This window comes from Polaromonas sp., from assembly GCF_030689685.1.
Classification (GTDB): domain Bacteria; phylum Pseudomonadota; class Gammaproteobacteria; order Burkholderiales; family Burkholderiaceae_C; genus Polaromonas.
The window spans coordinates 92,537-116,037 of sequence record NZ_JAUYEY010000007.1 but is presented as its reverse complement, the minus strand read 5'-3'; the positions used below and the strand labels follow the sequence as shown (position 1 = coordinate 116,037).

At 58.3% G+C, this 23,501-nt stretch carries 24 protein-coding genes; 8 read left to right on the top strand and 16 right to left on the bottom strand.

Features of this window, described 5'->3' with window-relative positions:
* The first annotated feature begins 58 nt into the window (after positions 1–58).
* From Q8O29_RS02235 to Q8O29_RS02225, 3 genes are all read left to right on the top strand, one after another.
* The gene (locus Q8O29_RS02235; RefSeq protein WP_305560428.1) at positions 59–1,129 is read left to right on the top strand and encodes an ABC transporter permease; all 1,071 of its coding nucleotides are present in this window, start codon (positions 59–61) and stop codon (positions 1,127–1,129) included.
* A gap of 274 nt (positions 1,130–1,403) precedes the next feature.
* Positions 1,404–2,336 carry an ABC transporter permease gene (locus Q8O29_RS02230; RefSeq protein WP_305560427.1) on the top strand — a complete coding sequence of 311 codons (933 nt, stop codon included), beginning with the start codon at positions 1,404–1,406 and terminating at the stop codon, positions 2,334–2,336.
* A 1-nt stretch (position 2,337) separates the two neighbouring features.
* A complete protein-coding gene (locus Q8O29_RS02225) occupies positions 2,338–3,621 on the top strand; it encodes an amidohydrolase family protein (RefSeq protein ID WP_305560426.1) in 1,284 nt (427 codons plus the stop codon).
* Between the two features lie 34 nt (positions 3,622–3,655).
* On the opposite strand, the gene Q8O29_RS02220 is transcribed toward Q8O29_RS02225, so the two are convergent.
* The 16 genes from Q8O29_RS02220 to Q8O29_RS02145 form a co-directional block, all read right to left on the bottom strand.
* On the bottom strand, positions 3,656–4,987 hold the full coding sequence (locus Q8O29_RS02220; RefSeq protein WP_305560425.1) for an ATP-binding protein: 1,332 nt from the start codon (positions 4,985–4,987) through the stop codon (positions 3,656–3,658).
* On the bottom strand, positions 4,984–5,655 hold the full coding sequence (locus Q8O29_RS02215) for a response regulator transcription factor (protein WP_305560424.1): 672 nt from the start codon (positions 5,653–5,655) through the stop codon (positions 4,984–4,986). Before Q8O29_RS02215 ends, Q8O29_RS02220 begins: the two co-directional genes overlap by 4 nt.
* Positions 5,656–5,673: 18 nt before the next feature.
* The gene (locus Q8O29_RS02210) at positions 5,674–5,910 is read right to left on the bottom strand and encodes a PepSY domain-containing protein (RefSeq protein WP_305560423.1); all 237 of its coding nucleotides are present in this window, start codon (positions 5,908–5,910) and stop codon (positions 5,674–5,676) included.
* Positions 5,907–6,527, bottom strand: a complete 621-nt coding sequence (locus tag Q8O29_RS02205) for a glycine zipper 2TM domain-containing protein (protein WP_305560422.1) — start codon at positions 6,525–6,527, stop codon at positions 5,907–5,909. Before Q8O29_RS02205 ends, Q8O29_RS02210 begins: the two co-directional genes overlap by 4 nt.
* Positions 6,528–7,635: 1,108 nt before the next feature.
* Entirely contained in the window at positions 7,636–8,265 is a 630-nt protein-coding gene (locus Q8O29_RS02200; RefSeq protein ID WP_305560421.1) for an ANTAR domain-containing response regulator, read from the bottom strand.
* Position 8,266: 1 nt separating this feature from the next.
* Entirely contained in the window at positions 8,267–9,421 is a 1,155-nt protein-coding gene (locus tag Q8O29_RS02195) for a transporter substrate-binding domain-containing protein (protein WP_305560420.1), read from the bottom strand.
* Positions 9,422–9,638: 217 nt separating this feature from the next.
* Positions 9,639–11,675, bottom strand: a complete 2,037-nt coding sequence (locus Q8O29_RS02190) for a nitric oxide reductase activation protein NorD (protein ID WP_305560419.1) — start codon at positions 11,673–11,675, stop codon at positions 9,639–9,641.
* A gap of 17 nt (positions 11,676–11,692) precedes the next feature.
* On the bottom strand, positions 11,693–12,499 hold the full coding sequence (locus Q8O29_RS02185) for a CbbQ/NirQ/NorQ/GpvN family protein (RefSeq protein ID WP_305560418.1): 807 nt from the start codon (positions 12,497–12,499) through the stop codon (positions 11,693–11,695).
* Between the two features lie 69 nt (positions 12,500–12,568).
* Positions 12,569–13,606, bottom strand: a complete 1,038-nt coding sequence (locus Q8O29_RS02180) for an aliphatic amidase (protein WP_305560417.1) — start codon at positions 13,604–13,606, stop codon at positions 12,569–12,571.
* Between the two features lie 30 nt (positions 13,607–13,636).
* Positions 13,637–14,326 carry an urea ABC transporter ATP-binding subunit UrtE gene (gene urtE, locus Q8O29_RS02175; RefSeq protein WP_305560416.1) on the bottom strand — a complete coding sequence of 230 codons (690 nt, stop codon included), beginning with the start codon at positions 14,324–14,326 and terminating at the stop codon, positions 13,637–13,639.
* 5 nt (positions 14,327–14,331) lie between these two features.
* Positions 14,332–15,102, bottom strand: a complete 771-nt coding sequence (urtD, locus tag Q8O29_RS02170; RefSeq protein WP_305560415.1) for an urea ABC transporter ATP-binding protein UrtD — start codon at positions 15,100–15,102, stop codon at positions 14,332–14,334.
* A gap of 53 nt (positions 15,103–15,155) precedes the next feature.
* Positions 15,156–16,187 carry an urea ABC transporter permease subunit UrtC gene (gene urtC / locus Q8O29_RS02165; protein ID WP_305560414.1) on the bottom strand — a complete coding sequence of 344 codons (1,032 nt, stop codon included), beginning with the start codon at positions 16,185–16,187 and terminating at the stop codon, positions 15,156–15,158.
* Positions 16,188–16,189: 2 nt separating this feature from the next.
* The gene (urtB, locus tag Q8O29_RS02160; protein ID WP_305560413.1) at positions 16,190–17,092 is read right to left on the bottom strand and encodes an urea ABC transporter permease subunit UrtB; all 903 of its coding nucleotides are present in this window, start codon (positions 17,090–17,092) and stop codon (positions 16,190–16,192) included.
* Between the two features lie 80 nt (positions 17,093–17,172).
* The gene (gene urtA / locus Q8O29_RS02155; RefSeq protein ID WP_305560412.1) at positions 17,173–18,363 is read right to left on the bottom strand and encodes an urea ABC transporter substrate-binding protein; all 1,191 of its coding nucleotides are present in this window, start codon (positions 18,361–18,363) and stop codon (positions 17,173–17,175) included.
* Between the two features lie 580 nt (positions 18,364–18,943).
* A complete protein-coding gene (locus tag Q8O29_RS02150; RefSeq protein ID WP_305560411.1) occupies positions 18,944–19,354 on the bottom strand; it encodes a type II toxin-antitoxin system VapC family toxin in 411 nt (136 codons plus the stop codon).
* A gap of 19 nt (positions 19,355–19,373) precedes the next feature.
* Positions 19,374–19,631, bottom strand: a complete 258-nt coding sequence (locus Q8O29_RS02145) for a type II toxin-antitoxin system Phd/YefM family antitoxin (RefSeq protein WP_305560410.1) — start codon at positions 19,629–19,631, stop codon at positions 19,374–19,376.
* Positions 19,632–19,981: 350 nt separating this feature from the next.
* Here Q8O29_RS02145 and Q8O29_RS02140 point away from each other — a divergent pair, with 350 nt between their 5' ends.
* From Q8O29_RS02140 to Q8O29_RS02115, 5 genes are all read left to right on the top strand, one after another.
* Complete coding sequence (locus tag Q8O29_RS02140) at positions 19,982–20,710, top strand: type IV toxin-antitoxin system AbiEi family antitoxin domain-containing protein (RefSeq protein ID WP_305560409.1); 729 nt, start codon at positions 19,982–19,984, stop codon at positions 20,708–20,710.
* Complete coding sequence (locus Q8O29_RS02135) at positions 20,707–21,618, top strand: nucleotidyl transferase AbiEii/AbiGii toxin family protein (protein ID WP_305560408.1); 912 nt, start codon at positions 20,707–20,709, stop codon at positions 21,616–21,618. The genes Q8O29_RS02140 and Q8O29_RS02135 overlap by 4 nt, the downstream gene beginning before the upstream one ends.
* Before the next feature lie 115 nt (positions 21,619–21,733).
* On the top strand, positions 21,734–22,012 hold the full coding sequence (locus Q8O29_RS02130) for a type II toxin-antitoxin system RelE/ParE family toxin (RefSeq protein WP_305560407.1): 279 nt from the start codon (positions 21,734–21,736) through the stop codon (positions 22,010–22,012).
* A gap of 34 nt (positions 22,013–22,046) precedes the next feature.
* Positions 22,047–22,370, top strand: a complete 324-nt coding sequence (locus Q8O29_RS02125) for a HigA family addiction module antitoxin (RefSeq protein ID WP_305560406.1) — start codon at positions 22,047–22,049, stop codon at positions 22,368–22,370.
* A 205-nt stretch (positions 22,371–22,575) separates the two neighbouring features.
* Complete coding sequence (locus Q8O29_RS02115; RefSeq protein WP_305560405.1) at positions 22,576–23,361, top strand: DUF2971 domain-containing protein; 786 nt, start codon at positions 22,576–22,578, stop codon at positions 23,359–23,361.
* The last annotated feature ends 140 nt before the right edge of the window (positions 23,362–23,501 follow it).

The following is a 23,501-nucleotide window of genomic DNA, read 5'->3' as shown; positions in this document are numbered from 1 at the left end:
CGGCGCCGGTACTGCCCCCTCGCCCCTCTGGGGAGAGGGTGGGGGTGAGGGGCCAGCCATGAGACTCGAAAAACGCACCCAGACCTCAAAACTGTCGCTGCTGCTGGCGCCCATCGGCGCCATTGGCTTCACCTTGCTCATCAGCGGCCTGCTGGTGATCTGGGCCGGCGCGCCGCTGGGGCAAACCTACAGCCTGCTGTTCAAGGGCGGCTTCGGCTCGGTGTTTGCGCTCAGTGAGACCCTCACACGCGCCACGCCGCTGATCCTGACCGGGCTGGCAGCGGCTGTGGCCTTTCGAGCAAGGCTGTTCAATATTGGCGCCGAAGGCCAGCTGTACGCCGGTGCGCTGGCGGCTATTGCGGTTGGCGGGCTGCACGGCGGCAGCGGTATCGACTGGCCGGTGTGGGCGTTGTTTCCGCTGATGATGGCGGCAGCCGCACTGGCCGGTGCCCTGCTGCTGCTGGGGCCAGCCCTGATGAAAGCCAGGCTCGGTGTGGATGAGGTCGTGACCACGCTGCTGCTCAACTTCATTGTGCTGCTGGCCGTGGGCGCACTGCTGGACGGGCCGATGAAAGACCCGACCGCCATGGGCTGGCCGCAAAGTGTGACGCTGCAGGCCGAGCTGGAGCTGGGCAAGCTGATTTCGCAGACCCGCGTGCACACCGGCCTGCTGTGGGGCATGGCGCTGGCACTGGGGCTGTGGGTGTTGCTGAAGTACACGGTGCTTGGCTTTGACATCCGTGCCGTTGGCGCCAATCCGCGCGCGGCCGCTTTTGCCGGTGTACCAGTCACACGCACGGTGGTGCTGGTGGCGCTGCTGTCCGGCGCGCTGGCCGGGCTGGCAGGTGCCATCGAAGTAGCCGGACGCACCAGCTACGTCACGCTCGACATGTCGCCCGGCTACGGCTACAGCGGCATTGTCATCGCCATGCTGGCCGCGCTGAACCCGCTGGGCGTGGTCGCGGCAGCAGTTTTTGTGGCGGGTGTGCTGGTGGGGGCCGACAGCATGAGTCGGGCCGTCGGGGTGCCGACCTACATTGCCGACGTGATTGTGGCGGCGTCACTGATCTCGGTGCTGGTGGCTACGCTGATGACGCAATACCGGGTGGTGCGGGGGCTGAAGGCATGAGCTTGATGTCTGCCTTTGTCACCCGGTTTGTCATCCCGGACTTGATCCGGGATCCATGCTGGTCCAACGTGGATTGTCGGGTCAGCGCAGCATGGACTGCGGGTCAAGCCCGCAATGACACACTTCGGCTGTCATACCCGGCTTTGGTTGTCATCCCGGTCTTGATCCGCAATGACAAGCAAAAATGGCCTCTAGCCCTTTGTACACAGGCGCGAGCAGCTATATATTTGATAGCGAATGGCAGTCATTGCCGTGCAGTGCTGCGGGCCTGCCGATGATGGAACTGCTCGACACCCTGGCCGCTCCAGCCTTCTGGACCGCCGTGCTGCGCATCGCCACGCCGCTGATTCTCGGCACCCTGGGCGTGTTGCTGTGCGAGCGCGCCGGGGTGCTGAACCTGGGCATCGAAGGCATCATGGTGGCCGGTGCCTTCAGCGGCTGGCTGGCGGTGTACCTGGGCTTGCCGCTGTGGGCTGGTGTCGGTGTCGCAGCGCTGACCGGCGCGGTGTTTGGCCTGCTGCACGCGTTTCTGACCGTGGGCCTGGCGCTATCGCAGCATGTCTCAGGCCTGGGCATCACCTTGCTGGCCACCTCGCTCAGTTATTACGGCTACCGCGTGAGTTTTCCGAAAGTTGACACGCCACCCACCGTGACGCCATTTGCGCCCATGCAGTGGCTGGACGGCACCGGCCTGAGCGCACTGGCCGCACAAACCCCCATGACCCTGCTGGCACTGCTGCTGGTGCCGCTGATCGGCTGGCTGCTGTACCGCACGCCGGCCGGTCTGGCGATTCGCATGGTCGGAGAGAACCCGCAGGCCGCCGAAGGCCAGGGTGTTTCCGTCGCGGCCACACGCACGGCAGCCATCGTCGCCGGTTCGGCGCTGATGGGTGTGGCCGGCGCCTTCCTCACGTTGTCAGCCTTCAACGCTTTTTTCTTCAACATGGTCAACGGCCGCGGCTGGATCTGCGTGGCGCTGGTGGTGTTTGCCTCGTGGCGGCCCGGCAAGGCCCTGCTGGGCGCGATTTTGTTCGCCTTTTTCGACGCACTGCAACTGCGGCTACAGCAGTCAGGCGGCGCCGTGCTGCCCTACCAGTTGTACCTGATGCTGCCCTATGTGTTGTCCATCCTGGCGCTGGTGCTGGTGGCGCGCAAGGCGGCGTATCCTCAGGCGCTGATGAAACCTTACCGCAAGGGAGAACGCTGACATGCTGGATCTGCTGATCACCAACGCCGCCCTGCCCGACGGCCGCAGCGGCATGTCGATTGCCGCGCAGAACGGCAAGATCACCGAAGTGACGCAAGGACCCATCGCCGGCGCGCAGGCGACGGAAACCGTAGACGCCGGCGGTTACCTGCTGAGCCCGCACTTCGTAGACCCGCACTTCCACATGGACGCCACGCTCAGCTACGGCCTGCCGCGCGTGAACGAAAGCGGCACGCTGCTCGAAGGCATCGCACTGTGGGGTGAACTCAAACCCATGCTCAAGGCCGAGGCCATCATTGAACGCGCCCTGAGCTACTGCGACTGGGCTGTGGCCAAGGGTCTGCTGGCGATTCGCAGCCATGTGGACACCAGTGATGCCAGCCTGCTGGCGGTGGACGCGCTGCTGGAAGTCAAAAAGCAGGTCGCGCCTTATATCGACTTGCAGCTCGTCGCTTTTCCGCAGGACGGTGTGTTGCGCAGCAAAGGCGGCATGGACAACCTGAAACGCGCACTCGACAAAGGTGTGGACGTGGTCGGCGGCATCCCGCACTATGAACGCACCATGGCTGAAGGCGCGGCCAGCGTGAAGCTGCTGTGCGAGATTGCCGCCGAGCGCGGGTTGCTGTGTGACATGCACTGCGACGAATCCGACGACCCGCTGAGCCGCCACATCGAAACCCTGGCGTTTGAAACCCAGCGCCTGGGTTTGCAGGGCCGCGTCAACGGCAGCCACTGCACCTCCATGCACAGCATGGACAACTACTACGTGAGCAAGCTGCTGCCGCTGATTGCCGAAAGCGGCGTCAGCGTGATTGCCAACCCACTGATCAACATCACGCTGCAGGGCCGCCACGACACTTACCCCAAACGCCGCGGCATGACCCGCGTGCCCGAACTGATGGCCGCAGGTGTGAACGTCGCCTTCGGCCACGACTGCGTGATGGACCCCTGGTACGGCATGGGCAGCGGCGACATGCTGGAAGTCGCACACATGGGTTTACATGTGGCGCAGATGACGAGCCAGAAAGGCATACGCCAGTGTTTTGATGCGGTGACTGTCAATGCGGCGCAGGTGATGCACCTTCAGGGCTATGGCCTGGAAGTGGGGTGTGATGCAAGTTTTGTGCTGCTGCAGGCGCGGGATACGGTGGAGGCCATCCGCTTGCGGGCGAACCGATTGAAGGTCTGGAGGAAAGGCCGGTTGCTGGCGGAGATGGCGGAGGTGGTGTCAACGCTGACCCTCGTCAATCGACCCGCCAAGACCGCCTTTTTCAAGGTGAGTTAGGAACTTCCGGCTTTGACCTTGAAGAGCATGCCTCTCAAGGCACCGGCAACACAACATCCACCCGCCCGCCGCCCATCGCGCTGCGCGTGAGTTTCAGTTCCCCCTGATGGCTGGCCACCAGGTCACTGACCACTGCCAGCCCGACGCCGTGCCCGGGCACGCGCTCGTCGCCCCGCACATGCAGACGCAGCACCGACTCGGTATCGCTGAAGCCGGGACCATCGTCCTCAACGCTGATGCACAGGCCCCCGGCTTCGCGCCACACTCGCACCCCCACCCGGCTGCGCGCCCATTTGGCCGCGTTGTCCAGCAGATTGCCCAGCATCTCGAACAGGTCGCCCTCGTCAATGCGCCAAGCCAGGTCGCTCGGACACTCGACGCTGAAGTCCAGGGCTTTTTCGGCATAAACCTTTGCGAGTGCGTCGCGAATACGCTCCACGATAGGCGCCAGCAGAAGCGGTGGCGCAAAACGCGCGGCACCCCCGGCGATGGCACGCCCTAGCTGGTGCTGCACGATGTCGTCCATGCGGCTCACTTGCTGGGCCACGGTGGCTGCCAGATGGGCCGGCTCGGCCAGAGCACTGCGCAGCACGGCCAGAGGCGTCTTCAGGCTGTGGGCCAGAAAACTGAGTGCATCGCGATGCCGGGTCTGGCGCTCGCGCTGCTGCTGGATCAGGGTGTTCAGATTGTCCGTGAGGCCGGAAATTTCAGCAGGGTAGCGACCTTCTATGCGCGATTGCTCGCCTTCCTCGATGCGCCGTATCTCGCTGGCCACGTGCCGCAGCGGCGCCAGGCCCCAGCGCAACAGCCACAGCTGGGCCAGCAGCAGCAGCACGGCGGCGCCGCCCAGCCAGAGCCACAGGGTGCGGGTGAAGGCGCCGACCTCGCGGTCGAAGGCGGCGCGGTCTTCCAGCACCGTGAGGACCAGCGGTGCCTCTCGCGCAGAGGCCTTCCAGGTGACGGCATAACTGACAGACAGGAAGGACCCGCCGTCGGCATTCAACGTCTGGTTGCGCCACTGACCGGCTTGCAGGCTGCGCGGGACCGGCAACTGCTGGCCCAGCGCCGAGGCCGACTGCCACTGCTCATTGCGCAACACGTTGTGGATACCGGCATACAGGCCAGAACCCGGCAGCGAGAGGCGCGGCTCAGCAAACGCCTGCGGCATTACCAGCACACCGCAGGCATCAAGTTCGGCCGCTGCCAGCAAAAGGTAGATGGTGCTCTGCAGCCGGCCGAAATAGGCCGCCTGCACGCTCTCGGCATTTGCTCGCTGCACCGCCAGCCCAGCGCCCGTCAAAAAGGCCAGCAACACCAACGCCGCACCCAGAAGCAGTCGAGTACGGATGGAATAACCGGCCCTCATTCGAGGGTGAACCTGTAGCCCCGTCCGCGCACGGTGTCGATGGGCCCGACGCTGCCTTGCGGATCGAGCTTGCGCCGCAGCCGGCCCACCAGCACCTCCAGCACGTTGCTGTCGCGGTCTTCCCCGTGCGGGTACAGGTAGTCCGACAGCGCCTGCCGGGTGACGATGGCCGGGCGCTGGCGCACCAGGGTTTCGAGCAGGCGGTACTCGAACGCCGTGAGCTCCAGCGCCGCGCCATTGAGCCGCACCGCCTGAGCCGTCAGGTCGATGCTGAGCGGGCCAAGCGTCAGCACGTCAGAGGCGGTCTTGAGCGAGCGCCGCAGCAAGGCCTTGAGCCGCGCCGCCAGCTCCGGGTATTCGAAAGGTTTGACCAGGTAGTCGTCGGCCCCGGCTTCCAGGCCGACCACCTTGTCTTGCCAACTGCCGCGCGCGGTGAGGATCAAAATAGGCAGAACTTTGCCCTCCTGGCGCAGACGCTGCACGATGGTCAGCCCGTTCAGCTTGGGCAGCCCCAGGTCAACAATGACCAGGTCAACCGGGTACTCGCGCGCCAGAAACAGGCCCTCTTCGCCGTCCCTGGCCTGATCAACCCGATAGCCTTCGGCCTCCAGTTGGCGGGCCAGGGTCAGCCGCAGCGCCGCATCGTCTTCAATGAGCAACAGGCGCATGGGCTGAAGCTGCCGGCCCTAACGGACCTGGCCGGTCGCGACGTCCACCTGGATCACACGGACTTCACCAGCCGCCGTGATCACCTTGACGCGCCACACCGGCTGGCTCGAAAACTCGGACTTCTCGACGGACAGCACGCGACCGCCACTGGCCCGCTGGGCCACCGCAGCCGCGTCGTCGCGGCTCAGGTTGGCCCAGGCCAGATTGGACGCCACCAGCAAGGTGGCACAGAGCAGTTTGGCAAATGTGTTCATCGGTTGTAAGCGCCATGGTACTCGCGACCGTCACGGTTATCTCGCCTGCCCTGGTACTCACGCCCGCCCTGGTAGTCACGTCCACCTTGATACTCGCGCTCCACTGGCGCAAATGAAACGCGTATGGGCAAGGTGCGGCCCGGGTTCTCGCGGGTTACCGTGCTGTAAACCTGGCCACGGTACTCGTACTCCACCTGGTAGCCCGTGAGGCGGGACTGCACGTCATTCACAGTGCGGCAGTTCTGCACTTGGCGCTGCTGCGGCTGGGGTGCCTGCTGGTAGCCACCCCCCCAGTTGTTCTGGTTGGCAAAGTGCTCGCCGGCCAGCGCGCCGACCACGGCACCGACCGCAGTCGCAGCTTCGCGGCCGCGGCCCCCGCCAACCTGATTGCCCAGCAGGGCGCCGGCGACGCCGCCAAGCGCCAGCCCGCCGTAATTGCGCGAAGACACTGTAGGTTGCTGCTCGGTCACCCACTGGCTGGTGCACTCGTTGCGCGGAACAGAGACATTCTCGTACTGCGGGCTGACATTGCGCACGCGAGCCGTGTCGTTGAAGGTCTGGGCCTGGGCGCCCGCTGCCAGCAGCGTGGTCAGGCAAAGAATGGCAGAACGTTTCATGGAGAGCTCCTTGGTTGATGTGAGACAGAGCTTATGAAGGAAGGGGTGAACGAAAGCTGAACGAAATCGATAAAGATTCATTACGACGCCTGGCCCACGCTCCGCGGGCATGACCCGCGCGCCCGCGCTGATGGCCGCAGGCGTCAACATCGCCTTCACTCACAGCTGTGTGATGGACCCTTGGTACTGCAACCCGAAAATATCGAAACATGAAAGCGCGTCTTCGCATCCATGGTTGCGCCTTACCCTGGGCACGAATCCATCACTTTCATCTTGTTCCGCTACCTCCGGGTTGCAGTACTCGTACCGTTTGCCAAGTCCGATTCAGACTCCGGAGACTCGTATCTAGTTTCAAATCTGGTGAACCAATTCGACTGCAAGGAAATGCTTGTCCGGCCTACACGAGCATTCGGCATGAGAGTCATTGGTTTGAATTGCGTTAATTTCGTTTCCCTCGAATCTGGGTATTCGCTCGATCCTGAAGCTGTAGCCTGTTGCGGCCAGTCGAGGATTGGCCCATGTGCCGGAATTGCGCTGACCTATGCATCGGCTATGCGAATCGTTGCCCAGTCGACCAGCGCATCAACTGGTGAACGGGAAACCGGCGATCGGATCGGATTCGCCCTAGGGTAGCCCTGCGCCTGGGGTGGACGGTACCTGTCGATTCGGCCGTTCATCCAGATGGCAAGTGACCAAACCTGACATCACTGCTCGAAAAGTGCGGGGCTTCATGACAGGCCACGGTGCGATACGTGAGCTCATGCGGTTGAATTTCCTATCTATCTCCCGGTCATGATGCACGGAGTCTGCAGGGCCAGGGCGCAGAAGTCGCCTCCAGAACCGTGTGGGATCCGGCAATAAATGAGCTCACATTGCGGCATACAAACGAAGGAGTCAGGGTTTTCTAGTCAGTCAAGCATGGGCTTTCTTTTTTTCCGGCAATTTGCGTTCCTTGGATCGTATTTCCCGACAAATTGTGCGCTTGGATTGTTTGAGTTTACTAGCCAGTGAAGCCCAGACATACTCTCACTTGTGCTACCTGGGCCATCCAAGGACTCGGCGGCTCTTGCTCTGCAAGGCGGCTCAACGCCACGTCCCAAGGTATAAATCATGTGCGCCCAAGTGAAAGGATCTCGTTGGCATTGATGATCGCTGCAGCGATTTCTTCAGTGGTGACCCGCTTGCTCATGGCTTGGTCCCGGATCAGATCGTAAGCAGCACCATCCGTGATCTGGCGAGTGCGCACCAAGATGCTCTTGGCTTCTGCGATCTGGCGCACACCCAAAAATTTGGCCTCAAGTTTGTGCAGGCGACGTTTCAGGGTTTTGGTATCGCCGTGCACATGACGCGTAACAACGAGGGCGGAGAGCAAACCGAATGAACGAATAGGTGATGGCAGAACAGCTTGTGCGCCAATGTGCAGAACGATTTCCACGATCGTCGGATTCTCGTAGGTCACCACGGCAATGACCGCAGGAGCGTCGTCTCCCTTGAGCCACTCGTAACCCATATCGATACTGTCGGGCCGAACCGCAAGAAAAACCACGTCAATCCCCGCAGACAACGCGGGAAGCGGCGGCCAGAAGGCCTGTACCTGGCAACCGATGCGTTGCAATTGCTGGATCAGCTGCCTGCCATCCTCGTCGTCCGGATGAAAGACGGCGACTTTGAGTGTACGCAGGTCCTTGAGAAGCGGGGGCGTGGTCCGCGTTGCACGCCGAGTGGTACTGCTCTCCAATTCAAAGCTCCAGTGTGCTGAGCGTTGTGGTCCAGTCGCCGAGGGAGTGCGTAACCATATAGGGGTCGGGCTGCACGGGTCGGGTAGCCTCGCGAACAATCGTGAATTGGCCCTTTGAGTTTGCAACGCCAATGCGCGGGTACAGCGATGTGTGGTGATTTGTAGGATCCACGCGTATGCGACCCTGTGGTGCTTCGAACTCGCTCCCCAGTATGTGCGGCATGATCCGGCTGATTTCGTCGTCCTCCGCATGGCGGTAAGCGTTGGCATAGATATGAACCTGGAAATAAGCGGCTTCCCAACACATATTTGGAACGCACGAAGATCCAAAGCGCTCGCCAAGCCACTCCAGGCAGCGTTTGTTGGCGGTGGAATTTATCGACTGGAAGTAAGGCGCTGCAGTGAAATGCCCCAGTGCCACATCAAAACCCATCTGCGAGATCTCGGCTTCTGACGTCGTCAGGCTGGCGATGGGCATGGTCTTCGGATCAAGACCTGACTCGGCATAAGCCCGATAAAGGCTTGCAGTCGAGTCACCCACCACAGTCGAGAAAATGAAGTCAGGACGCTTGTCACGGATGTCAGTCATGATCAGCCGATAGTCCTTTTCCGTGGCATCGAGATTGAAGTACCGTTCTCCGACTTTTCTGCTGTTGGGGCGCTGCAGAACCAGGTCGCTCATGATGCGATTGGACTCGTAAGGGTAGATGTAGTTGGATCCGATCAGATAGACCGATGAACCGAAATTGGCGGTCATGAATTCCGCCAGCTGCACACTGTTCTGGTTCGGTGCTGCGCCCGTGTAAATGATGTTGTTGGAAAACTCAAACCCCTCGTACAGCGTGGGGTAAAAAAGAAGTTTGTTCGATTTCTCGACGATCGGCAACACTGCCTTTCGACTGCTGGACATGTAGCAGCCGAAAATAACGTTGACCTTGTCTTGAAGCAGCAATCGCTCGGCATAAGCGGCATAGACCGCAGGAGAAGACTGGGCATCGTAGCGGACGGGCACAATCTCACGCCCCTCAACACCGCCAGCCTGATTGATCTCATCAATGGCCAGCAGAGTCCCCTGCATTTGGGAACGCCCGATGGTTGAGGTCGCACCGGTTTCGGAGAACAGAACGCCGATGCGTATGGGATCCTTATTTGCCACAATACCTACCTTTTTTGCTGATATTCAGCATTCCAGAATTCATGAGTAGTTCAGTAACCATTAGATGAGAGCTAAAAAGTGTCTTCGCCGGATGAGCGCCCGGATCCGCACTGTTGCACCAATAACAGTGGCCGATAACTTTGGTGCAACATCCGAAGATGTGGCAGGTCTTTTGCCCTGCCCTCCCTTATTTTGCTGCAAATTTGTGGGCGTGAAGTCACAAAAGCACCAGCCGCGCATACAGCGAGGACAGATGAGCTTGCAAGCTGTCGGGTTCGTCGACGATGCGGTAGTTATTCCATCCAAATATATTCCGCACGTACGGGTCGGCCTGCGGGTCCAGCGCAACGCAGAAGATATGCACACCGCATCGCCGGCTTTCGTGGACTGCCGCGCGGGCATCTTCAACCAGATACTGAGGCTCATACACATCCACATCCGAAGGCGCACCATCTGTGATCAGCAAAATTGCCCGGTGATCGCCCCCTTCATGCGCAAGCTGCGTTGTTGCATGGCGAAGTGCGGCTCCCATACGGGTCGAATAGCGGCCAGGCACTGACAGGATTCTCCCGGTGGAATTCGTATCAAGTGGTGCACCAAACTCCAGCAGGCGGTAATAATTCACTTCGGCCCGCGTGTTCGATGAAAACCCGTGTACGGCAATGCGGTCCCCGCAATGTATTACCGCCTGCGCGAGCAGCAGCGCGGCCTTCTTTTCGATGTCAAGTATGGATTGCATCCGATCACCGACGCAATCGTTGGTCGACTCGGATAAATCGAGCAGCACAAGGACGCTTGACATCCGATCTTCGTTGCCAGCGCGCATGAAAAGGCGCGGGTCAGGCGATAAATCCAGCCGTTGGTCAATCATGACTTCGATGGCTGCGTTGAGATCAATGTCCTCTCCTTCCAGCTGACGCCTGATGCGTCTGTTTCGGCTCAAGCGCCGTGAGCGAGGCAGTGCAACCGGCGGCATAACCGCCACGCCAGTTTCGACGAGGATCGATGTGGCGCGGCGGCCTTGCCACGCCGGCACCTTTTCAATAACGGTGCACCAATCTGTCCGCATGAAATGACGCCGGTGGTCCCATTCCGGATAAGTGTGGCGCCCGATTTCGGTCTCCGTGGCTGGCGGCTCGGCGGTCCACTCATCAGGCAGTGCGGATTCAGGTCGCTGCTGCTGGGGCAATGGGCTCATGGCTTGCAGGTCCACCGGCTCAGGCGGCATGGTGGCTCCATTGAAGTCCCAGAGAAAGCTGTTGTCGTCCCGGTAGGCCTCAGGAACAAGGTAGCTTGGGATCCGGAACGGAACCCGCATCTGGCCGAGATCGTTGGCCAGGATGGACGCCAGCCGACGAAATGCAGCATAGTCATGAAGATCAACGGCCTGCGCTTCGAACAGTCGGCGGGCCTTGTTGACCCAATAATTGTCGTCTTGGTAATGCGTGTCCATCAGGGCCAGATTCATGCGCCCAACCAGCGCCGAAAAGTCGAGCTCCTGTGGCCTGACGCCATGCCTGAGAAACTCGAGGAACCAGCCCTGTACCCCGGGATAGTCGCGGACCAGCAAGCGTTCGACACGCGCATCCTCGATCGCCGAAACCATGGCAATGCTCATAGGCTTCAGGGTCTGGACGGGCAAGCCCGGCGTCGAGTAGCGGAGGTGGGCAACCGCATGAGCAACAGCTGCACGATAGATGCGGTAGCGGTCATGACCATCCAGCGCGGTGTAATCATCCGGCAAAAGCAGGTGACTTGGCGTCAGTACCGGCCGCAGGGGCAACCCGTTCAGCGATATTTGGTGGCGCGGTTGAAGCTCAAACGCAATGCCTGCCAGCCCGCGGAATAAAAGTCCCAGAGATGGCAGCGCCGCAGCAAGGTCGCCAGCACCCGCCTCGCCGTGCAACATCTCGATCGCGCGCCTATCTTCCAGCTTAAAGTAGGCACGCTGCCGAGCCTGATCGCCTGGGTACATGCGCAGTCCGGTCAGTATCCACCGCCCCAAGCCCTCAGCCCCAATATGCGGAAAAAGCGAGTCAAGGCGGTCCGCCACCGCTAGCGCGCACACCGGATCTTCATCGTTGAGCGCTTCAAGCCAAGGCAGTATCGCGGCAGTTTGATCTGGGCCGTGGCGGGCTGCGACCTGGGTAAGCTTTAGGTCGAGAGTGCCAAGATCGACGTCGCCCCATCGCTTACTTGCCGCCGACCTCGGAGACAGAGGTTTCGGCGCGCGTGATCCTTTTTCTTCTGCCATCTGGGGCCCGCCTTTGTCTACTCGAAATAGGCTTCGACAAAGCCGCGCAGCGCCTTGGCCATGTCCGGGTCGTCCGTCAACGCGCGCGTCATTGTCATGTCGCAGCTCTCGCGTGGGTTGACGCCGGAGCCGATCAGCACGCCAGCATAGATAAGCATGCGGGTAGAAATTCCCTCGTCCAGACCATGATGCTTCAGCGCCCTGGATCGGTGCGCAATACCGACAAGACGAGCCGCAATATCCGAGGATATGCCGGCTTCGTGCGCCACGATTTCGGCCTCCAGCGCAGCATCGGGGTAGTCAAACTCCAACGCGGCGAAGCGCTGACGTGTCGACGGCTTCATGTCCTTGCTTCGACTTTGGTAGCCCGGGTTGTAGGAAACCACTAGCTGGAAGTCGGGATGGGCGTGAATAAGCTCCCCTTTTTTGTCGAGCGAGAGGATACGGCGGGCATCAGTCAGTGGATGGATGACAACCGTCGTATCCTGGCGCGCCTCGACCACTTCGTCGAGATAGCAAATGCCGCCATGCCTGACTGCAAGCGTCAGCGGGCCGTCGTGCCATGCGGTGCCCTGCGCGTCCAACAGGTAGCGCCCAATAAGATCAGAGGCCGTCATGTCCTCATTGCAGGCAAGCGTCACCAACGGCCGGTTCAGCTTCCAGGCCATGTACTCGACGAAACGCGTCTTTCCGCAGCCGGTAGGCCCTTTGAGAATCAAGGGCAGACGGTGCGAGTACGCATGCTCATACAGGGAAACTTCATTACCGGTCGACCGGTAAAACGGCTCGATGGCAAGCCGGTAGGCGTCTAGATTGGATGCCACGTACGAATCCTGTCAAGACGGACGGGCAACGTTCGTCACGCCCCCAGCCCGATCTGGTTGCAATAAGTTTCAGCGATGCTTCACAGTCTCATTCGGAATGCCTTCGATGGGGCACTCCGCGGTGCCGGGCGTTGAACGGGTAAAGCCCTCCACCATCTTGCGCGTCCCTTCCGGATCGTTAATCCATTTGCCGTAGAAGTCGAATGGGCAGGACGCCACCCCGTTGACGTCTTCGCCTGAATTGATCTTGCCGGTATAGCCGCGGTGCACCAGCTTGTAGAGATGGTTATTCGACTGCGAATTCTTGCGCGCGTCGCGGATCAGGCTCATGGACAGTTCGGCGTAATTGACGCCCATCTCCTCGGTGCCGCATTCGCCCAAACTGCGGCCGTCAAAGCCGATTACGGCCGAGTGCCCGAAGTACGAGTAAACACCATCGAATCCGGTGGCGTTGGAGACGGCCACATAGACATTATTCATCCACGCCATGGTCTTCGAAACCATGATCTGCTGCTCCTTGGCCGGGTACATGTAGCCTTGGCATCGAACAATCAATTCGGCGCCGCGCATGGCGCAATCACGCCAGATTTCCGGATAGTTGCCATCGTCACAGATGATCAGGCTGATCTTCATGCCCTTGGGACCTTCGGAAACGTACGTGCAATTTCCGGGATACCAGCCCTCGATCGGCGTCCACGGCATGATCTTGCGGTATTTCTGGACGATTTCTCCCTTGTTGTTCATCAGGATCAACGTGTTGTATGGCGCCTTGTTAGGGTGCTCCTCATGACGCTCGCCAGTCAAGGAGAACACCCCCCAGACATTCGCCCTGCGGCAAGCGTCCGCAAAAATCTCCGTTTCATCGCCCGGAATTGTTGACGCTGTCTCGTACATTTCCTTGGCGTCGTACATGATGCCGTGTGTCGAATACTCCGGAAAGACCACCAAGTCCATCCCGGGCAGGCCTTTTTTCATACCGATCAGCATCTCAGCGATGTTGCGTGCATTGGCAAGAACTTCAGCTTTGGTGTGCAACCGCGGCATCTTGTAATTGACCACCGCCACGCCGACGCAATCATTGCTGCTGGAAATATCGCCATGTCTCATAACTCTCTCCTGAATTGATAAAAAACCTGCCTAGACGGTCAGGAACGAACGGACTTCTTCAATATCAATATCGCTTTTTTCGACGGCACGCACGATGCGCCCGCGGTCAATGACCAAAAGACGATCTGCCACTTCGAGCGCGAAGCTCAAAACCTGCTCGGATACCAGAATCGCGATGCCCAGCTCCTTGCGCAGCGCGTTCAGTGAACGGGCTATTTCCTTGATGATGGAGGGTTGAATGCCTTCGGTAGGTTCGTCAAGAATCAATACCCGAGGCCTGGACACCAGCGCGCGCGCGATTGCCAACTGCTGTTGCTGCCCGCCGGAAAGGTTGCCGCCCTTACGGTCCTTCATCTCCTTCAGAACCGGAAAGAACTTATAAATGAAGTCCGGAATATCGGCATAGCGCGCAGTCTCCAGACCCGTCAGAATATTTTCTTCAACCGTTAGCTGCGAAAAAATCATCCGGCCCTGTGGCACATAAGCCAAGCCCGCCTGAACGCGCGCATAACTTGGAAGGCCCGCCAACTCGCGCCCGCCCAGCGTGATCGAACCGCTCTTTACTGGAATCATTCCGATAAGCGACTTCAGCAAGGTGCTTTTGCCCATGCCGTTTCGGCCGACGACGGCGATGGCGGCACCTGGCGCGAGTTCAAAAGCCGCCTTATGGATGACATGGCTTTCACCGTAGTAAACGTCCAGATTGGAGATATTGAGCATGATTTTTAATGTCCCAGATACACTTCAATAACGCGTGGGTCGTTCTGTACCTGGTCGACGCTTCCCTGGGACAGCAACTTGCCCTGGTGCAGCACCGTGATGGTGTTGGCGATTGCCTTGACAAAGTCCATGTCGTGTTCAATCACGACCAGCGACTTGCCAAGCGCAATGGTTTTCAGCAACTCAGCCGTCTGCTCGCGCTCACGGGGTGACATCCCTGCGACGGGCTCGTCGAGCAGCAGTAGGTCCGGGTCCTGCACCAGCAACATGCCGATCTCCAGCCACTGCTTTTGTCCGTGCGACAGCCTTCCGGACTTGGTGCGAAGGTGATCGGCGAGCATGATCTGCTCGGCAATACTGCCGATCCTCTCCTTAACCTGCCGGGTACGCCGGAAGAGGATCGAGGCCCAGACGCCATGCGCCTGTGGAATGGAAATTTCAAGATTTTCCCCAACGGTGAGATCTTCATAGATGGATGGGTTCTGGAACTTCCGACCGACCCCTTTGCGCACGATCTGAAAGTCCGGCAATCGAGTCAGTTCGAGATCACGGAAACGGATACTTCCGGAGGTTGGCTTGGTTTTTCCACAAATCATGTCAAGCAAAGTCGTCTTGCCGGCCCCGTTTGGACCGATGATCACTCGAAGTTCTTTCTCGTTGATTGACATTGAAAGGTCGTCAACCGCCTTGAAGCCGTCGAATGAAACGGTCAGGTTTTTGATGGCCAGGATGGGTGGCGCGCTCACTACGCTCTGGGGTAAGGAGTCGGCTTTCATAGGGACATTCATGGAATCTTGGAACGTGGCGGCATGCATTGATCGTCCCCGCCTCAGGCCTTAAGCCGAAGCAGGCGTTGCATCGCGCCAGCCAGCCCGTTAGGCAAAAAAGCCACCACGAAGATGAACATTCCGCCCAAAAAAAACAACCAGCTCTCGGGAAATTGCTCAGACAGAAAAGATTTCAGGAAGCCGACCACGAGGGCGCCGATGACGGCACCGGGCACTGACAAGCGTCCGCCCACTGCGGCGTATATCACCATCTCGACGGAAGCGACTGTGCCGATGAGGCTGGGTGTGATGAGGCCGACCTGGAGGGTAAACAAGGCTCCGCCGATTGAAGACAAAACAGCGGCAACGCTGAAGACAAAAGCCTTGATCATCGCCGTGTCATACCCCGAGAAGCGAACGCGGTCCTCACGGTCGCGCACGGCGACCAGGATTTTCCCGAACCGCGTGTGCAGCAACCCCGCTGAAGCGGCCATAACCACCAGCAGCAACACCACCTCGACCAGGTAAATCCAGCGCTTGCTGGCGTCCCCGATGATGTCGAGTCCCAGCAGGGACTTGAAATCAGTGATTCCGTTTGCGCCACCGGTCTCGCCCTGCTGCCCAATGATCATGACAGTCAGCGTCAGCGCCAGCGACAAAGTGACAATGGCGAAGTAAACTCCACTGACCCGTTTTTTGAAAATTGCATAGGCAAACGGAAACGCAACGACGACGGGCACCACTAGAATCGCAGCGATTGTCAGCGGCAAGCTCGTGAACGGTTGCCACCAGCCCGGAAGGTGCTCGACGCTGCTCCAGACCATAAAGTCGGGCAACTCGGGAGCCGACGCTTCGATCTTGAGGAACATCGCCATGGCATAGCCGCCGATGCCAAAAAAGATACCTTGGCCCAAGCTGAGGATGCCGCAGTAACCCCAGGCGAGGACCACGCCGACGGCAACGAACGCGAAAGCAAGGTACTTGCCCGCAGCGCCCAGCCAAAACGGTTCAAGCGTTAGCGGCAGCACGAGCAGAAGCAGCGCCGCGATTCCCAGGTGTGCCGAGCGCTCGGCGTTTTTCTCTGTGATTTTCATGCTTAACTCCGCACTTTTGAGGAGAACAGCCCGTTGGGCCGGAAGTAAAGCACGACGACGACCAGTAAAAGAATGGAAGCTTTGGCCATGGAGCCGCTCATCAGGTACTCCAGCGTCGTCTGCGTCTGGGCAATCAGGAAGGCTGATGCCGCAGTGCCAAGCAAGCTGGCAACACCACCGAAGACAACGACGATGAATGAGTCGACAATATAAAGTTGTCCGGTGCCCGGATTGGTCGAACCAATCATGGTGAATACCGCACCGGCTATGCCAGCCAACCCCGAACCGAGCGCAAACGTCAGCGCGTCAACGCGGTTGGTGTCAATGCCGACGGCAGAGCTCATGGGCCGGTTTTGCGTCACAGCGCGGGCGCGCAGTCCCAAGCGGGTTTTGTAGAGGATGAGGTAAACACTCAACGCAACCAGGATCGTCAGGCCGATGATGAAAATGCGGTTGAGAGGTAGCTGAATACCGACAGTCGGCTCCCATGCTCCACTGAGCCATGAAGTAAGGGGCACCGAGACCTCCTGCGGCCCAAAAATCGAGCGGTAACTTTGCTGCAAAATCAGGCTCAACCCCCAGGTGGCCAGAAGGGTGTCAAGCGGTCGGTTGTAGAACCAGCGAATGAACCCTCGTTCCAGCACATAACCGAACCCGAAGGTGACGCCAAACGCCACCACGATGGCCGCGAACAGGTACCAGTCCATCAGCGACGGAAGATAGTGAGAGAAAAATTGCGCTGTGAGATAGGTGGCATAGGCACCGAGCGCCATCAATTCGCCGTGCGCCATATTGATGACGCCCATCAAACCGAAAACGATGGCCAGGCCCAGGGCCATCAGCAACAAGATGGTGAACAGGCTCATTCCGTTGAAAACCTGCATCACGAGAATATCGAAAGACATGCCAAACCCCCACTTGCGGAAAAAACTGCAGCCGGGCGGGACCGGTTCACCGACCCCGTCCGCTGGCAGGAGTCAGACCATCAGAGTTTGGGGAATGGATTAGGCTCAATCACGCCTGACTCATAGACGATATCGAACTGCCCATCGCTGCGGGCCTTCCCAATACGGACTTTTTTCGCGACATGGTGGTTGGTTGCGTGGATGCGAATCTTGCCCTCGGGGGCGGCAAATTCGAGGCCGGATGACGCTGCGATCACCTTTTGAACGTCAAAGGATTTGGCTTTTTCGGCTGCCAGCTTCCACAAATAAACCGCGTTGTAAGCGCACTGCATCGGGTCCCCGACCACCCGGTCCTGCCCATATTTAGCCTTCAGCGCTTTGACGAAGCGCTCGTTTTGCGGATTTACCAGGCTCTGGAAGTAGCCCATGCAGGCGTAATAGCCCACGGCATTTTCTTTGCCAATACCGTCAATTTCATTTTCAGAGACAACGGTAGACAACAGTTTCTGCTTTGTGCCATCGAGACCCGCCGCCTTCAGTTGTTTGTAAAAGGCGACATTGCTTCCGCCTACAACGGTAGAGTAAATCCAGTCCGGCTTGGCCGCCTTGATTTTGTTGATGATTGACGAAAATTCAGTGTGACCCAACGGCGCGTATTCTTCGCCAACGACTTTACCCCCGACACGGGCAATGGTGGGCCTGGCGATTTTGTTGCAGGTCCGCGGATAGATGTAGTCGGAACCCACCAGAAAGAATGTCTTGCCCTGCTCCTTTGCGATCCACTCCATGGCCGTGATCACCGATTGGGTAGCTTCCTGCGATGTGTAGATGACTGACTTGTCCTGTTCCTGGCCTTCGTAGTAGGTCGGGTAGTACAGCAAGCCTTTCATCTGGTTGAGTACCGGCAGCACCGCTTTGCGCGATGCCGAGGTGTAGCAGCCAACGATGGCCGCGACCTTGTCGCGTTGTAGCAATTTTTTGGTTTTTTCAGCAAAGGTGGGCCAATCGCTTGCGCCATCTTCTACAACCGCTTCGATCTTGCGCCCCATCACACCACCAGCAGCATTGATCTCATCAATGGCCATTTTTTCGGCGTCAACCAGTGCGGCCTCGGCAATGGCGATGGTGCCCGACAGTGAATGAAGTAAACCCAGTTTTACCGTTTCCTGCGCACTGGCCAGGCTCGGCAATAGCGAGGCACCGGAGGCGGTCCCTAGCACCATCATGGTCCCGCCGGTTTTCATGAAACGGCGTCGATTGAATTGGCTCATCTATTTCTCCTTGTTACTATACGGTTGATGTTGACCTGCGAACACTCTTGAAATCGACGTGTATGAGATAACGTTTTCATACACGACAGCCGCGTTTTTCCAGAGGCAAAGCTCCGCCTCGACTGCTCTCACAGCCTGATAAAAAATCACGAAGAAAACGGCCAGAACAAAAAAGCCCGAACCGGATAAACCGGTTCGGGCTTTTTTGCCTTACGACTTGCTGGCAGTATTGGCAGCAGGTCGTTAAAAGTATATTGACGGTGCGTCGTCTGGGAAGAAATATAGCGCTGGAGTGAATTTCGAATATTGGCATTTACCCTAATGCCTCGGGCATCGTTTGCATCAGCAGGTAGTCATCGCTCGCCTGGGGCTTGGAAGTCGATTGACCAGGCATGGCCATCAGACGTTTTCACTCTTCAGAAGTCAGCTACGGCAGAATAAATTTCCCCGCCCCAAGGGGCGGGGTATTGGCTGCACTATGCCTCACACGCTTCGCGGCTCGTCTTCGTTTTACAGTGCCCTTCGGACACTGTCGTTTTCCGTACGCCCCAAGGGGCGGGGAATTAGACCCGCTTCGGATTCAAACGGGTGACTCAAATGGGTTGAGCAGTTGAACGCCAAAAGTAGAAAAATCTGCGGCGTTGCGCGTGACCACCGTCAGCTGATGTCGAATTGCGGTCGCTGCGATCATTGCGTCCTCATACAAGGTGTCGGAGCGGCGGTGCATGAGCTTTGCCCAGATGCGGAAGGCCTCTGCGTCCATGGGCAATACGTTGTACGACGCCGCCATCAGATCGGCCCAGCGCTCGATCTCAAGCGCCTTGGCCTCGTTCTGATCCCGCGTGATCTCAATCCCGGCCTGGATTTCGCCCAGACTCACCGCTGAAACATGCAAATCAATGTCAGCAACCGACTCGAGCCAGGCGATCCCCGCGCCATGTGGCCGGGGTCGGCGCAATTCAGAGATGACATTTGTGTCCAAAAGGTACATGGCGCTTTAGTTCGATGCTTTACTTGAAAGCTTCAGTGCGTCGCCGGCGAGCAGCACCGCGCTTTGGCACCAGGAACTCCGTACGCGCGGCTTCAGACAGCAACAGCTCTTTGAGCGAGGGTTTGGCCGCAGACTGCAGCCGCTTCCACTCCGCAGCCGGAACAAGCACCGCCGCCTCAGCCCCTCGCCGCGTCACCATCTGCGGCCCGGCTGTCAGGCATGCATCGAGAAATTCACTAAAACGCGCCTTCGCGTCTTGCACGGGCCAGACTTTCATACGACACTCCTTTTGACCAGTCATCTGACTAGTTTAGCAGATCAAGCAAATTTCAGTGAAATCCCCCGGCTACGGAAATCGTTGAATATCAGTGAGCGCCGTACTCACGACGGGATGTGACGGAGACTGTCCGCTTGCGGTCGAATCGGCTGTAGGTTTGGAAAAAGGGAGCGCTGTTGGCGGAGGTGGCGGAGGTGGCGGAGGTGGCGCGAGACTGAAGCTTTCAGGAAGGTCGCAAGCGTGATACCAATAATTTGAAATTTGCATCAGAACCACAGATTTACTGTGAATTCACAGAATAAATGAAATAGGTCGAATGCAATATTTAGAAATATTCATAAAATCACAGTGTGACTACCGAAAAACGAAACAAACTAAACACTCTGTACATACAGGTTCCCGCAGGCACGCCTTTAACTTCGGCCACATTGGCCGATCTAGGAATCTCCAGCAACCTGGCTGGCCAGTACGCGAAGGCTGGCTGGCTGACACGGCTCAGCCAAGGCGTCTATGCCCGTGCGAACGATGTCCTGGACCTGCATCGTTGCCTTTCGGTTTTGCAAAAAGGCGTCGAAGGCCTGCACGTTGGTGGTAAGACCGCGCTCGATTGGCACGGATTGCGCCAATACGTTTCCCTCAAGCCGACCTTGCAGCTCTACGGCTGGGAAACTGCCACTCTGCCCGCATGGTTTACCGAACGTTTTCCTGCCGAATACCGCCGCAAGCGCCTGTTCCGCGAAACGCCGGGGCAGCTACTGCACGTCCAACCCCATGCCAACAGCGACGCGCTGCTCTCTTCGCCCGAACGTGCGCTTTTGGAAATGCTCAGCGAGGTGGGTCTGCGCCAGCCCATGCAAGAGGCACGCGAGATTGCCGGCACCACGCACCACCTGCGTTCCAGGGTGCTCAAGCAGTTGCTTCTGCAGTGCACGAGTGTCAAGACGGTGCGCCTGTGTTTGCAACTGGGCCACGAACTGCAATTGCCTTGGGAGGCAAAGCTCAGTGCCGAAGACCTGCCCGCCAGAAGCAAGTCACCTTGGGTATCGCGTTCCCGCGATGGCCTGCTGGTGTTGAAATGAACCCGACTTACCTCGACACGGCCAAGGCGCTGGTCGCCGCAGCGCCACACGTCTTTTTTGACGACACCTTCGCCCTCAAAGGCGGCACCGCCATCAACCTGTTCTTCCGGGACATGCCCCGCTTGTCTGTAGATTTGGACTTGGTGCTGCCGGACCATACCTTGCAATGGGCTGCAGCACGCAAGCGCATCGACAGCGCCCTGGCAGAAGGCCGCAAGCGTCTTCAGGCCGCCGGCTTCCAGGTGACGGCCCCCGGCAACGACGGGCAAGAGACCCGGCTACAGCTCACCCGCGGCAATATTCTCGTCAAGGTTGAAGTGAACTTCGTGATGCGCGGCACCGTCAACCCGGTGGCAACCTTGCCTCTTACACAAGCAGCCGGCGACACGCTGCTGGCTGAAGTGGACATCCCCGTCGTCTCCCGCGAGGACGTGTACGGCGGCAAGCTCGTGGCGGCGCTCGACCGGCAACACCCGCGCGACCTTTTCGATGTCATGCAACTGTTCGAGCACGAAGGCCTCACGCCGGGAATCCGGCGCGCCTTTGTGGTGTACCTGGCCAGCCACAACCGACCGATTCACGAAGTACTGTTTCCGGCCATGCGCGACATCCAGTACGAATACGACAACAACTTCGACGGCATGACCACCCAAAAAGTGCCGATCAAGGCGCTGCTTGACGCCCGCGAGCGCTTGGTGGCGGAAATTCATGGCGGCCTGGATGCGGACGAAAAAAACTTCTTGATTTCCCTTGCCGCCGCGCAGCCTGACTGGGGCAAGCTGAGCATCCCCCATCTGGACCAACTACCCGCCATCCGCTGGAAGCTAGACAACCTCCAAAAGCTGAAAGATGCAGACCCGAAAAAGTTTCAGGCACAGTCGCAGGAGCTGCAAAAGCGGATGCGCTGAAGCGCCGCGGCATGACCTTCGCGCCCGAACTCATGGCCGCAGGCGTCAACGTCGCATTCGAAAAAGTCTTGCAAATTTATTATCGACTACCGATAAACGATGTACAATTTTCTCTATGATAGTTTCATTCAAATGCGAGGAAACTGAGACTCTGTTCAAAGCCGGAAAATCAGCTGTTTTTTCAGGTATTTTGAAGTCGGCAACACGAAAATTGACCATGCTTGAGGCGGCTGTTACCTTGGATTTTTTGAAATCACCCCCCGGCAATCGACTGGAGGCATTGGTCGGTAATCGTGCAGGTCAGCACAGCATCCGGATTAACGACCAATGGCGTCTTTGCTTTGTCTGGACCGATGAAGGCGCCAAGGCTGTGGAAATCGTTGACTATCACTGAGCGCCTTGCTCACGACTTTTGAAAGGCACTACTTATGATCAAGAACGGAATGCGCCCCATCCACCCCGGAGAAATACTTCGGGAAGAATACCTGGTGCCCCTGAACATGACAGCCAACGCACTGTCCAAAAAGCTCGGGGTAACAGCGTCACGCATCAATGAAATCGTGAAAGAAGAACGAGGCATAACGCCTGAGACGGCTTTGCGCCTGGAGCGCTGTTTTGGTGGTGACGCCCAGTCATGGATGAACCTGCAGACGATGTATGACTTGAAGATTGCCGAGAAGGCAAAAGCAAAAACTATCATGAAGGAAGTCGAAGTGATGACCAATGCCGAAGGATTCGCACTCGGCGCGTGAGTGACAGTCCGCTGATCAATCCAACACTTCCGAGACAGCACACCTCAGCTAAGCGCCGCAGCATGACCCGCGTGTCTGAGCTGATCGAAGTGGGTGCAGATGGCGAGCCAGAATGGCATTCGCCTGTGTTTTGGAGCGGTGACGGTCAATGCGGCGAAGGTGATGCATTTCGTGAAGTGATACTCCAAACTCAAGGCTAAAGCCCATGACACTCCCTCCCAAAAGGTTCTTCAAGTACCGGCATGCTGCTGGAGATACCGCGATGTACCTGGAGCGAACGGTCTTGCACAACGAGATCTACTTCGCACCGGCGAGCTCATTCAACGACCCGTTTGACTGCACGGTCTGTTTTGCTGACGAGACTGGTACTGACGAAGAGCTGATGGAGAACTACATCTACCTCGCAAGAAAACATGGGCCAGCGATGACAGATGCGGAACTTCGCGCCGACGCAGAACAGATGATTGCTGACCCCACCCGCAATCCCCGCAATCAAACCGTGAGAAACACCATTCAAGACGAACATGCGAGGGTTGTTCGCGCAACAACCGGGATTTACTGCGTCTCAGAAATTCCAGATGACATTTTGATGTGGTCGCACTATGCGGACCATCATCGCGGCGTCTGCCTTGAATTCGACGGCCAAGCAAAGCTCATGCAGCACGCTATGCGCGTTACCTATGCGAATGATCGGCCACAGATTGCGCAGTACGACTCCAATGTAGTCAAGCTGGAGAAGGGAGTTCTTACTAAGTCCATGCACTGGAAATATGAGCGTGAATGGCGATTGATTCGATATACGCAAGGCCCGGGCATAGCGACTTTCCGACCCGAAAATTTGACAGGCATCATCGTCGGCTCGCAGGCATCTATGAAAGTTATCCAATTGGTGCGCAAGTTGAACAAGGCCCGAGGTGTTCCGCTCAAGCTTCACAAGGCGAGTACCAACCGCAGTACCTTCACCGTAGATATTCAAGAAATAGCTTCTTAAATTCGACTCTTCTACAAAATACGAACCCGAAAAATTCAAGGGAAAAACTGGCCCTACAGCCCTTATTTGCCTTGCGTGAAAACGCACCTAACACCAGCACCTGCAAGCTACTGCGGCCTCTACGCCGGCCGAGCCAGGAG